13 protein-coding genes are annotated in these 12,843 nt (G+C 31.4%); all 13 read left to right on the forward strand.

What is annotated here, in order from left to right:
• Nucleotides 1–135 precede the first annotated feature (135 nt).
• The 13 genes from accB (at nucleotide 136) to CD121_RS02725 (ending at nucleotide 12,656) form a co-directional block, all read left to right on the forward strand.
• Entirely contained in the window at nucleotides 136–609 is a 474-nt protein-coding gene (gene accB, locus CD121_RS02665) for an acetyl-CoA carboxylase biotin carboxyl carrier protein (protein WP_119622742.1), read from the forward strand.
• A complete protein-coding gene (gene accC, locus CD121_RS02670) occupies nucleotides 609–1,967 on the forward strand; it encodes an acetyl-CoA carboxylase biotin carboxylase subunit (RefSeq protein ID WP_017637918.1) in 1,359 nt (452 codons plus the stop codon). The genes accB and accC overlap by 1 nt, the downstream gene beginning before the upstream one ends.
• A gap of 12 nt (nucleotides 1,968–1,979) precedes the next feature.
• Nucleotides 1,980–2,342, forward strand: coding sequence for an Asp23/Gls24 family envelope stress response protein (locus CD121_RS02675; protein ID WP_017637919.1), 363 nt, complete (start codon nucleotides 1,980–1,982; stop codon nucleotides 2,340–2,342).
• Nucleotides 2,343–2,442: 100 nt separating this feature from the next.
• Entirely contained in the window at nucleotides 2,443–2,829 is a 387-nt protein-coding gene (gene nusB, locus CD121_RS02680) for a transcription antitermination factor NusB (RefSeq protein ID WP_017637920.1), read from the forward strand.
• Nucleotides 2,830–2,847: 18 nt separating this feature from the next.
• The gene (xseA, locus tag CD121_RS02685; protein WP_029055299.1) at nucleotides 2,848–4,185 is read left to right on the forward strand and encodes an exodeoxyribonuclease VII large subunit; all 1,338 of its coding nucleotides are present in this window, start codon (nucleotides 2,848–2,850) and stop codon (nucleotides 4,183–4,185) included.
• Complete coding sequence (locus CD121_RS02690) at nucleotides 4,178–4,408, forward strand: exodeoxyribonuclease VII small subunit (protein WP_017637922.1); 231 nt, start codon at nucleotides 4,178–4,180, stop codon at nucleotides 4,406–4,408. Before xseA ends, CD121_RS02690 begins: the two co-directional genes overlap by 8 nt.
• Nucleotides 4,386–5,267 (forward strand): polyprenyl synthetase family protein, encoded by an 882-nt coding sequence (locus CD121_RS02695; RefSeq protein WP_029055300.1) that lies wholly within the window; start codon nucleotides 4,386–4,388, stop codon nucleotides 5,265–5,267. Before CD121_RS02690 ends, CD121_RS02695 begins: the two co-directional genes overlap by 23 nt.
• Nucleotides 5,268–5,567: 300 nt before the next feature.
• A complete protein-coding gene (ahrC, locus tag CD121_RS02700) occupies nucleotides 5,568–6,020 on the forward strand; it encodes a transcriptional regulator AhrC/ArgR (RefSeq protein WP_017637924.1) in 453 nt (150 codons plus the stop codon).
• A 15-nt stretch (nucleotides 6,021–6,035) separates the two neighbouring features.
• Nucleotides 6,036–7,715 carry a DNA repair protein RecN gene (recN, locus tag CD121_RS02705; RefSeq protein WP_126567398.1) on the forward strand — a complete coding sequence of 560 codons (1,680 nt, stop codon included), beginning with the start codon at nucleotides 6,036–6,038 and terminating at the stop codon, nucleotides 7,713–7,715.
• Between the two features lie 214 nt (nucleotides 7,716–7,929).
• Nucleotides 7,930–9,357: a dihydrolipoyl dehydrogenase gene (gene lpdA / locus CD121_RS02710; RefSeq protein ID WP_126567399.1), complete on the forward strand. Its 1,428-nt coding sequence runs from the start codon at nucleotides 7,930–7,932 to the stop codon at nucleotides 9,355–9,357.
• 16 nt (nucleotides 9,358–9,373) lie between these two features.
• Nucleotides 9,374–10,375: a thiamine pyrophosphate-dependent dehydrogenase E1 component subunit alpha gene (locus CD121_RS02715; RefSeq protein WP_017637927.1), complete on the forward strand. Its 1,002-nt coding sequence runs from the start codon at nucleotides 9,374–9,376 to the stop codon at nucleotides 10,373–10,375.
• Nucleotides 10,368–11,351 (forward strand): alpha-ketoacid dehydrogenase subunit beta, encoded by a 984-nt coding sequence (locus CD121_RS02720; protein WP_017637928.1) that lies wholly within the window; start codon nucleotides 10,368–10,370, stop codon nucleotides 11,349–11,351. The genes CD121_RS02715 and CD121_RS02720 overlap by 8 nt, the downstream gene beginning before the upstream one ends.
• Before the next feature lie 12 nt (nucleotides 11,352–11,363).
• Nucleotides 11,364–12,656, forward strand: a complete 1,293-nt coding sequence (locus CD121_RS02725; RefSeq protein ID WP_126567400.1) for a dihydrolipoamide acetyltransferase family protein — start codon at nucleotides 11,364–11,366, stop codon at nucleotides 12,654–12,656.
• The last annotated feature ends 187 nt before the right edge of the window (nucleotides 12,657–12,843 follow it).

Below are 12,843 nucleotides of genomic sequence, written 5' to 3' on the forward strand. Positions count from 1 at the left end.
ATCAATTTAATCGTTGATATATCGCTCTCAATTTAAAATGAAATTAGAGGATATCTTCTCATGCTTGAATTGAGCGGTTTACTCAAGTAAAATAGACGGGTAGATGAAAACAAACTGAAGGAGTCAGTAATAATTATGAACTTTAAAGAAATAAAAGAATTAATTGAGATTCTTGATCAATCAAACTTAACTGAAATTAACATTGAAGATAACAAAGGTAGCGTAGTTAACTTAAAAAAACAAAAAGAAACTGAAATTATAACGCCACAAGTAGCACAAGCACCAGCGCAATCAATAGCACAACCTCAACAAGCTACTCAACCAGTTCAACAACCTAGTGAAGATAATCAAACTCAAGAAACAGCTTCAGATAATTACGAAACAATTAACGCACCAATGGTTGGAACGTTTTATAAATCACCTTCACCAGAAGAGGGTGCATATGTACAAATTGGAGATAAAGTTTCCAACGATACAACTGTTTGTATCTTAGAAGCAATGAAGTTATTTAATGAAATTCAAGCTGAAATTTCAGGAGAAATAGTAGAAATATTAGTAGAAGACGGACAAATGGTAGAGTATGGCCAACCGTTATTTAAGGTGAAATAATGAAGAAAATACTCATCGCTAATCGTGGTGAAATTGCTGTAAGAATTATAAGAGCATGCCATGAGTTAGGTATTCAAACAGTTGCAGTTTATTCAGAAGGAGACAAAGACGCTTTACATACTCAAATTGCTGATGAAGCATACTGCGTCGGTCCAACTCTGTCTAAAGACTCATATTTAAATATTCCAAATATCCTATCAATTGCAACATCAACTGGCTGTGATGGTGTACATCCTGGGTATGGATTTTTAGCTGAAAATGCCGACTTCGCAGAATTATGTGAAGCATGTCAGTTAAAATTTATCGGACCTAGTTATGAATCAATCCAAAAAATGGGTATCAAAGACGTTGCGAAAGCAGAAATGATCAAAGCTAATGTACCTGTTGTACCTGGTAGTGAAGGCTTAGTTCATAATATCGATGATGCAAAGAAAGTCGCTAAGAAAATTGGTTACCCAGTCATTATTAAAGCTACTGCAGGTGGCGGCGGTAAAGGTATCCGTGTTGCTCGTGATGAGAAAGAACTTGAAACTGGATATAGAATGACACAACAAGAAGCGGAAACTGCATTTGGTAATGGCGGTTTATACTTAGAAAAGTTCATCGAAAACTTCCGTCATATTGAAATCCAAATTATTGGTGATAGTTTCGGAAATGTTATCCATTTAGGTGAAAGAGACTGTACAATTCAACGTCGTATGCAAAAATTAGTTGAAGAAGCACCATCACCTATATTATCTGAAGAAACACGCCAAGAAATGGGTAATGCAGCTATTAGAGCAGCTAAAGCTGTAAACTATGAAAACGCAGGTACAATCGAATTTATATATGACTTAAATGATGATAAATTCTACTTTATGGAAATGAATACACGTATCCAAGTTGAACACCCAGTAACTGAAATGGTAACAGGTGTTGATTTAGTTAAATTACAATTAAAAGTTGCAATGGGTGAAGCATTACCATTCAAACAAAAAGACATCAAAATTAATGGTCATGCTATTGAATTTAGAATAAATGCTGAAAATCCATATAAAGATTTTATGCCTTCTCCAGGTAAAATTACTCAGTATTTAGCACCGGGTGGATTCGGAGTAAGAATCGAGTCTGCATGTTATACTAATTATACAATTCCACCTTATTATGATTCTATGGTAGCGAAATTAATCGTTCATGAATCAACGCGCGATGAAGCTATCATGACAGGTATTAGAGCTTTAAGTGAGTATTTAGTTTTAGGAATAGATACGACAATACCTTTCCACCTAAGATTATTGAATAATGATGTATTCAGAAGTGGTGAATTTAATACGAAATTCCTTGAAAAATATAATATTATGGCTGATGACAAACAATAGGAGGTTAAAACAATGGTCAATGTTGCAGATTATTCTCATACAAATTTAGGCAAAATCGAAATTGCTCCAGAAGTTTTATCTGTTATTGCAAGTATTGCCACATCAGAAGTAGATGGCATTACAGGACATTTTGCAGAACTTAAAAATACTAACTTAGAAAAAATTAGTCGTAAAAATTTAAATAGAGATTTAAAAATAGATGCAAGAGAAGACGGTATTTATATTGATGTTTATTGTGCACTTAAGCATGGTATCAATATCTCCAAAACCGCAAATCAAATTCAAACTGCTATTTTTAATCAAATATCAACAATGGCAGCCATTGAACCACAACAAATTAATGTTCATATTACTCAAATAGTAATAGAAAAATAAATATTAACTTAAGATAGGTACTTGTTCAGAGATTTTAAAATTAAAATAATATTTCTCAACAGTACCTTGTCTTTTATAAAAACGTTTGAAGGAGTAATTTATGAGTCGTAAAGAATCAAGAGTCCAAGCTTTCCAAACTTTATTTCAATTAGAGATAAAAGATACAGATTTAACAATTAATGAAGCTATAAACTTTATCAAAGATGATTATCCAGATTTAGATTTCGATTTTATTCATTGGCTTGTAACTGGAGTTAAGGATCATGAACCTGTTTTAGATGAAAAAATAAAACCATACCTTAAAGATTGGTCACTTGAAAGATTACTAAAAACAGATCGTATCATCTTACGTATGGCAACATTTGAAATTTTGCATAGTGAAACTCCAGCAAAAGTAGTTATTAACGAAGCCGTAGAACTAGCTAAGCAATTTAGTGATGACGACCATTATAAATTTATCAATGGTGTATTAAGTAATATAAACTAATAAAATTGAGTGATAATTATGACTGATTACTTAACAGTTTCAACATTAACCAAATATATTAAATACAAATTTGATCAAGATCCACATTTACAATCAGTTCTAATCAAAGGCGAGTTATCCAATTTCAAAAAACATTCTAGCGGCCACTTATATTTTAATGTGAAAGATAAAGAAAGTGTCATAAGTGCAATGATGTTTAAAGGTAGTGCGTCAAAACTTAACTTCGAACCTAAAGAAGGCGACGAAGTTTTATTAGAAGCACGAGTCTCTGTTTATGAGCGTAGAGGTAACTATCAAATTTATGTTAATAAGATGCAGTTGGATGGAATAGGCAATTTATATCAAAAATTAGAAGAACTCAAAAAGAAACTTTCAAAAGAAGGTTATTTTGATAATAGTAATAAAAAATCTATTCCTAAATTCCCTAAGAAAATTGCGGTATTAACAGCAAGTACAGGAGCAGCTATTAGAGATATACATTCAACAATCAATAGTAGATATCCTATAGTTGAACAAGTACAAATAAGTACACTCGTACAGGGACAACAAGCAAAAGAAGACATTATAGAGAAAATTAAATATGCTGATAGTCTTGATGTTGATACAATTATAGTTGGTCGTGGCGGTGGTTCCATTGAAGATTTATGGAACTTCAATGAAGAAGAAGTTGTTAAAGCAATCTTCGAATGTGAAACACCTATTATTTCTGCAGTTGGACACGAAACAGATTTTACATTAAGTGATTTTGTAGCGGATGTACGCGCTGCAACGCCAACTCAAGCTGCTGTCATGGCAACGCCAGACCAGTATGAATTATTGCAACAAATCAAACAATATCAATTCACATTAACTAGACACATTAAACAATATGTCGAACAGCAAAAGAAACATCTTGAGCATTTGTCATCATATTATAAATTCAAACAACCATCTTTATTATATGATCAACAAATTCAAAAAAGAGACGATTTAGAAAAGCAATTAAAACAAAAATTAACGATTAAATTAGAACAACAACAACATCAACTCAATTTATTAAAGCAACGATTTAATCCTAAACACTTACAAACATCTATTATTAGAAATCAGCAACAAAATGATCAATTCAAATCTCGTCTGTCACAAAAGATGAATTATGATTTAACTCAATATAAAAAAGAACTTAAATCTAAGCTAGAACAACTTAATCAGTTAAGTCCAACAAATACGATGTTACGTGGTTACGCTATTGTTAATAAAGATGACAATGTTATAACTAGTACTAAAGATATGTCTGAAAATGATGACATAGTATTAACTATGAAAGATGGTCAAGTCGACGCCATTGTTAAGAAAGTAAGGTGTAATGATGAGTAAAGAAAAACAAAGCTTTGAAGAAATGATGCAAGAATTAGAAAGTATCGTACAAAAATTAGATAATGAAACCGTCTCATTAGAGGAATCTTTAGATTTATATCAAAGAGGAATGAAACTATCTACAGCGTGTGACTCAACATTAAAAGATGCCGAGAAAAAGGTAAACAAATTAATGCAAGAGGAAAACGAGGAGCAAGATAATGAAGAATCTACAAATGAATGATTTAATTAATGAGATTAATATCGCTCTAAAAGAAACTATTCCACAGTCGAATTTAAATACTGATTTAGAGGAAAGTATGCTTTATTCACTTAATGCAGGCGGCAAAAGACTCCGTCCAGTTCTCTTACTTCTTACATTAGATATGTTAGAGGTAGATTACCAAAAAGGAATGCAAACTGCTTTAGCATTAGAAATGATTCATACATATTCGCTTATTCATGATGATCTTCCAGCGATGGATAATGATGATTACCGTAGAGGTAAACTAACAAATCATAAAGTATTTGGCGAATGGAAAGCAATTTTAGCAGGTGACGCACTTTTAACAAAAGCTTTTGATCTAGTATCGAATGACACAAATATAAACGATACAACTAAAATCAAAGTCATCCAACGTTTAGCATATGCTAGCGGACATTTAGGCATGGTCGGTGGACAAACTCTTGATATGCAAAGTGAAGACAAAGCAATAGATTTATCAACTTTAGAAGCAATTCACCGAACAAAAACAGGTGCACTATTAACTTTTGCAATTATGAGTGCAGTAGATATTGCTCATACTGACGAACAAACTTCAGAAATGTTAAACGAATTTAGTGATCATTTAGGATTAATGTTCCAAATTAAAGATGATTTATTAGATATCTATGGTGACGAACAAAAATTAGGTAAAAAAGTTGGTAGTGATTTAGAAAATGATAAAAGTACTTATGTATCACTATTAAATAAAGACGGTGCAGAAGAAAAGTTAAATTATCATAAAAATGAAGCACTTAAATCTTTAGAAAATATTAATGATAAATATGATACTTCTAACTTAAAACAAATCGTAGAATTATTTTACAATCGAGATCACTAAACCATTTAGTACTTATAATAATTTTTCAATAAGAGGTTAACAGAAATTACATTCAATTTTTGTTAACCTTATTTTATGTTTTAATTAGAATCTCACTGTCGTTATACAATAAATATTCACTATATTTCTAAAATGCATATAATTAACTATTAATTAATTTATCTTCAGTTGTTATTACATCATTATCATCATGCCTATTGAACTTAATTTATAGTAGTATTTCGAATGGTGATGAGTAGTAGATATGAAATGCATATGTTAAAATAATTGTATAAATATTCGTAACTAGAGGTGTTAATTTTGCCAAAGAAATCTGTAAGACATATAAAGATTAGAGAAATTATTTCGAATGAACAAATTGAAACACAAGATGAATTAGTAAAACGTTTAAATGAATACGAACTTAATGTAACACAAGCAACTGTTTCACGAGATATTAAAGAACTACAATTGATCAAAGTTCCTGCTGCTTCAGGTCAATACGTATATAGTTTACCAAATGATCGTAAATATCATCCTTTAGAAAAATTAGGAAGATATTTAATGGATTCATTTGTAAATATAGAAGGAACTGGTAATCTTCTTGTACTCAAAACATTACCAGGAAACGCTCAATCTATAGGCGCAATTTTAGACCAAATTGATTGGGAAGAAGTATTAGGAACAATTTGTGGTGATGATACTTGCCTTATTATTTGTCGTAATGAAGAAGCAAGTGAAGAAATTAAAACTAGAATTTTCAATTTATTATAAGGATGCGATGAATTTATGTTACAAACCTTATCAATAAAACAATTTGCAATCATCGATGAATTAGAAATTCAATTTTCAGATGGTTTAACTGTTTTAAGTGGTGAAACTGGTGCAGGTAAATCAATCATTATCGATGCAATTGGTCAACTCATTGGTATGCGAGCTTCATCAGATTATGTTAGACACGGTGAAAAGAAAGCTATAATTGAAGGTATTTTTGATATCGATAACAGTAAAGATGCAATTCATGTCCTACAAAATCTAAATATTGATATAGATGAAGATTTTTTATTAGTAAAGAGAGAAATTTTTAGCTCAGGTAAAAGTATTTGTAGAATTAATAATCAGACAATCACTTTACAAGATTTAAGAAAAGTGATGCAAGAATTATTAGATATTCATGGCCAACATGAAACACAATCTCTATTAAAGCAGAAGTATCACTTACAGTTACTCGATGATTATGCTGGTGACCAATATAGTCAGTTACTTTCAGAATATCATAGTGTATTTAATCAATATAAAGCTAAACGTAAAGAGCTAGAGGAATTAGAATCAGCTGACCAAGCGTTATTACAAAGATTAGATTTAATGAAATTCCAATTAGAAGAGATATCTGAAGCTTCATTAAAAGAAGGTGAAGTTGAACAGTTAGAAACAGATATTAAAAGAATACAAAACTCAGAAAAATTAAGTCTTGCTTTAAATAATGCGCATTTAACACTAACTGATGAAAATGCTATCACTGATCGATTATACGAATTAAGCAATTTTCTAAATGAAATTAATGATATTCTTCCAGATAAATATGTAAAATTAAAAGAAGAAGTGGATCAATTTTACTATACTTTAGAAGATGCAAAACATGAATTATACGATGAAATGACAAATACAGAATTTGATGAGCAAATGTTAAATGAACTAGAATCGCGTATGAATTTACTTAATAATCTAAAAAGAAAATATGGTAAAGATATTTCTGAACTCATCGCATACCAAGGTAAATTAGAAAATGAAATAAGTAAAATTGAAAATTATGAAGAAAGTACTTCTCAATTACGCGAAGAAATTAACGATTTATATAAACAAGTGATTAAAATAGGTAAATCTTTATCAGGAGAAAGACGAAAAGTTGCAAGAGAATTAAGAGACCACATCGTCGCAGAAATTCAAAATCTCCAAATGAAAGACGCAAATCTTGAAATATCTTTCAAACCCTTAGATGAACCTAATATCGAAGGTATAGAATTTGTAGAATTTTTAATCAGTCCTAACAAAGGTGAACCTCTAAAAAGCTTAAATAAAATAGCTTCAGGAGGAGAATTATCTAGAATTATGTTAGCGTTAAAAAGTATATTTGTTCAATCTAGAGGACAAACTGCTATTTTATTTGATGAAGTTGATTCTGGAGTATCTGGTCAGGCAGCCCAAAAAATGGCAGAAAAAATGCGTGATATTGCTGAATATATTCAAGTTATATGTATTTCTCACTTACCACAAGTTGCAACAATGAGTGATCATCATTTACTTATTTCTAAACAGACAACAGAAGATCGTACGACGGCTCAAGTAAAAGAATTAGAAGATGATGATAGAATTGATGAAGTTGCACGTATGATTTCGGGAGCTAGCGTAACTGATCTTACCCGAGAAAATGCAAAAGAAATGATTGCTCAAAATCAAAGAAAATCATAAACTTTGAAATTTCTTTTAAACAAATAATGTGTTTAGTCACTTTTTATTCAAAAAAATGAACATTTTAGAATTTCTAAAATGTTTTAACTGATGTAAAATATTAAAGTATTGTTTTATTTGAGAGAACGTTAGATAGTTAATAACAATTTATATGAGAATATTCAATAACACATGTATATTGAATTTCTCTATACATAGAGTTAGGAGTAAGCAAATGTCTGAAAAACAATATGATTTAGTAGTACTCGGTGGAGGAACTGCTGGTTATGTGGCAGCAATTCGTGCATCACAACTTGGTAAGAAAGTTGCAATTGTAGAAAAGTCTCTTTTAGGTGGTACATGCTTACATAAAGGTTGTATCCCTACAAAATCATTACTAAAATCTGCAGAAGTCTTCCATACAGTGAAACACGCTAAGCAATTTGGGATCGAAGTTCCTGAATATAGCCTTAATTATGAACGAATATTAGAAAGAAAAGACGAAATTGTCAATCAAATGTATCAAGGTGTACAACATTTGATGAAACAAAACCATATCGACATTTATAATGGAACTGGACGCATATTAGGTGAGTCTATCTTTTCACCACAAAGTGGAACTATCTCAGTAGAATTTGAAGATGGCGAAAATGAAATGATTCCTAATCAATTTGTATTAATAGCTACCGGTTCAACTCCTTCAGAATTGCCATTTTTACAATTTGATCATCAAGTTATTTTATCTAGCGATGATATCTTAAAAATGGATCAATTACCTAATAGTATAGCTATTATAGGTGGGGGCGTAATTGGATTAGAATTCGCCTCATATTTAACTGATTTAGGTGTTTCAGTTACCGTAATTGAGGCTAATGAGCGTATTTTATCGAATGAAAGTAAACAAATTGCTAAAACAATTAAGAATGAGCTCGAAAATCGAGGAACTAAGTTTTTTGAAAATGTTGCCTTAGATAATCAAAGTGTTTCTATTAATGATGAAACTAATGAAGCAACAATTAAAATTAATGATGAACAAATCACTGTTGAACGTATCCTATTATCAGTTGGTAGAAAGCCTAATACAACTGATATTGGACTTAATAATACTAAAATTAAGACAACAAAATCTGGTCACATTATTACGAACCAATATCAACAAACTGAAGATAAACATATATATGCAGCAGGTGATTGTATTGGTAAACTTCAGCTTGCTCATGTTGGTTCTAAAGAAGGAATAGTGGCAGTTGAACATATGTTTGATAATGCTCCACTTCCAGTTAATTATGATTTAATGCCAAAATGTATTTACACTTATCCTGAAATTGCATCAATTGGTAAAAATTTAGAACAAGCTAAAAATGATAATATTAAAGCCAAGAATTTTAAAGTATCTTTTAAAGCAATTGGGAAAGCCATGATTGATTCAATTGATAATCGAAATGGATTTTGTGAAATCATTATTGATCAAGAACAAGATGAAATTATTGGACTAAATATGATAGGTCCACATGTAACTGAGTTAATTAATGAAGTATCATTACTACAATTTATGAATGGGTCTTCATTAGAACTCGGATTAACTACACATGCCCATCCATCACTTTCTGAAGTATTGATGGAACTTGGACTAAAAGTTGAAGACAGAGCAATTCACGTATAATTAGGGAGGAAATGACATGATTGACTATAAGTCAGCAGGCCTTACAGAAGAAGACCTAAAAAATATGTATAAATGGATGGATCTTGGCAGAAAACTGGACGAAAGACTTTGGTTACTCAATAGAGCTGGGAAAATTCCTTTCGTTGTTAGTGGTCAAGGACAAGAAGCAACTCAAATAGGAATGGCTTACGCTATGAAACAAGGTGATATATCTTCTCCTTATTATAGAGATTTAGCTTTCGTAACATATATGGGTATTACACCTTTAGATACGATGTTAGCTTCTTTCGGTAAAAGAGATGATGTTAATTCAGGTGGTAAACAAATGCCATCCCACTATAGTCACAGAGAAAAGGGGATTTTATCACAAAGTTCACCCGTGGCTACTCAAATACCACATTCAGTTGGTGCAGCTTTAGCTTTAAAAATGGACAACAAACAAAATATAGCAACTGCAACAGTTGGTGAAGGTAGTTCAAACCAAGGTGATTTTCATGAAGGTTTAAATTTTGCAGGTGTACATAAATTACCTTTTGTTTGTGTCATTATTAATAACAAATATGCTATTTCTGTTCCAGATTCTTTACAATATGCTGCTAAAAATCTATCAGATAGAGCAATAGGTTATGGTATGCATGGAGAACAAGTTGATGGTAATGATCCAATAGCTGTATATAAAGCGATGAAAGAGTCACGTGATCGCGCACTTAACGGAGAAGGTGCTACACTAATCGAAGCCGTAACTTCTCGAATGACTGCTCATTCATCTGATGATGATGATAAATATAGAACACAAGAAGAACGTGATGGATTAAAAGAAGCAGATTGTAATATTCATTTTAAAAACCATTTATTAGATTTAGGAATTATTGATGACGCTTGGTTAGCAGAAATTGAAGAGGAGCATAAACAAATCATTAATCATGCTACTAAAGCTGCTGAAGAAGCACCATATCCTTCTGTAGAAGAAGCTTATGCCTATGTTTATGAAGAAGAAGGGAGTATCAATCATGACTAAGATGACTTATTTAGACGCGATTCGCCAAGCTCAAGATGTAGCTATGGAAAAAGACCAAAATACTTTTATTCTTGGAGAAGATGTTGGTAAAAAAGGTGGCGTATTCGGTGCTACTCTTGGTCTACAAAGTAAATATGGTAAAGAACGCGTCATTGATACACCTTTAGCAGAATCTAATATAGTTGGTACAGCTATTGGTGCTGCAATGTTAGGTAAACGTCCTATTGCAGAGATTCAATTTGCCGACTTTATTTTACCTGCAACAAACCAAATTATTAGTGAAGCTGCAAAAATGCGTTATCGTTCAAATAATGATTGGCAATGTCCAATTACTATAAGAGCGCCTTTTGGTGGTGGCGTGCATGGTGGTTTATACCATTCACAAAGTATTGAAAGTATTTTTGCATCAACACCAGGTTTAACAATCGTTATCCCTTCATCTCCATATGATGCTAAAGGATTATTATTGTCTTCAATTGAATCAAATGATCCAGTACTTTTCTTTGAACATAAAAAGGCATATCGTTTCTTAAAAGAAGAAGTACCAGAAGAATATTATACAGTTCCTTTAGGTAAAGCTGATGTAAAACGTGAAGGTGATGATATCACTGTATTTTGTTATGGTTTAATGGTTAATTATTGCTTACAAGTTGCCGATATTCTTGCAGAAGATGGTATCAATGTAGAAGTTGTTGATTTAAGAACTGTTTATCCATTAGATAAAGAAACAATCATTGATCGTGCTAAGAAAACAGGAAAAGTACTACTAGTAACTGAAGATAACTTGGAAGGTAGCGTAATGTCAGAGGTTTCAGCTATTATTGCTGAAAATTGCTTATTCGAATTAGATGCACCAATCATGCGTTTAGCAGGTTCTGATGTACCATCAATGCCATTCTCTCCAGTATTAGAAAACGAGTTAATGATGAATCCAGAAAAAATACAAGCGAAAATGCGAGAACTCGCAGAATTTTAAGGAGGCTTAATAATGGATATCAAAATGCCAAAACTAGGCGAGAGTGTACATGAAGGTACTATAGAACAATGGCTAGTATCTGTTGGCGATTATGTTGAAGAATATGAACCGTTATGTGAAGTAATTACTGACAAAGTAACTGCTGAAGTGCCTTCTACTGTTGCAGGTACAATTACTGAAATAGTTATTAGCGAAGGTGAAACAGTAGAAATTAATACTGTTATTTGTAAAATCGATTCACCTAATGAAAATAATGTAGAAAATACTTCTAATGATAATCAACAACAAGAGAAAACTGAAAACACTCAAGTAAATCATCAAGATACACAATCTAGTGTCCAACAAAACTCGACATCAAAAGAAAACTCAGACAAATCTAAAAATAATGGTCGATTTTCACCAGTAGTATTTAAATTAGCTTCTGAAAATCAAATCGATTTATCACAGGTTACGGGTACAGGTTTTGAAGGTAGAGTTACAAAAAAAGATGTATTAGCTTATATTAATAATCCAACTGAAAATCAAACTAATAACAATCATGCACAACCACAAAATGAACCAAAATCAACTACTATACCTAATCATTCACAAGATCAAATCGAATCTACTCAAAATGCAATGCCAGTGAATGGTGTGCGTAAAGCGATTGCTCAAAATATGGTTACAAGTGCTACTGAAATTCCACACGGTTGGATGATGATTGAAGCTGATGCAACTAACCTAGTGAAAACTAGAAATTACTTTAAAAATAGCTTTAAGAAAAATGAAGGTTATAATCTTACATTCTTTGCTTTCTTTGTAAAAGCAGTAGCGGATGCATTAAAAGCTTATCCAATGTTAAACAGTAGTTGGAATGGTAACGAAATTAAAATTCATAAAGATATTAATATTTCTATAGCAGTAGCTCATGAAAATAAATTATTCGTTCCAGTCATTAAACATGCTGACGAAAAATCAATTAAAGGTATAGCAAGAGAAATTAATGAACTTGCTCAAAAAGCTAGAAATAACAAATTAACTCAAGAAGATATGCAAGGTGGAACATTTACAGTGAATAATACTGGCTCATTCGGCTCAGTATCTTCTATGGGTATTATTAATCATCCTCAAGCTGCTATATTACAAGTTGAATCAATCGTTAAGAAACCTGTTGTTATCGATGATATGATTGCAATTAGAAGCATGGTTAATTTATGTATTTCTATTGATCATAGAATTTTAGATGGCTTACAAACTGGTCAATTTATGAATCATATTAAGCAACGTGTTGAACAATATACTGTAGAAAATACAAATATTTATTAAACTTACTATATAGTTAACTCTATACAATAACATTACCGTTCATAAGGTCAGAATGATTAAAAGATATTTAGATTTATAAAGCAAGAGTAAATTCAACTATAAGATTAGGCATAAATGCTTTCATATGTTAGGAAGTATTTATGCCTATTATCATATAGGTTAATCAAGCATGTTGAAGTATGTAACT

Origin of the sequence: Staphylococcus pasteuri, assembly GCF_003970495.1 — a bacterium.
Lineage (GTDB): Bacteria > Bacillota > Bacilli > Staphylococcales > Staphylococcaceae > Staphylococcus > Staphylococcus pasteuri.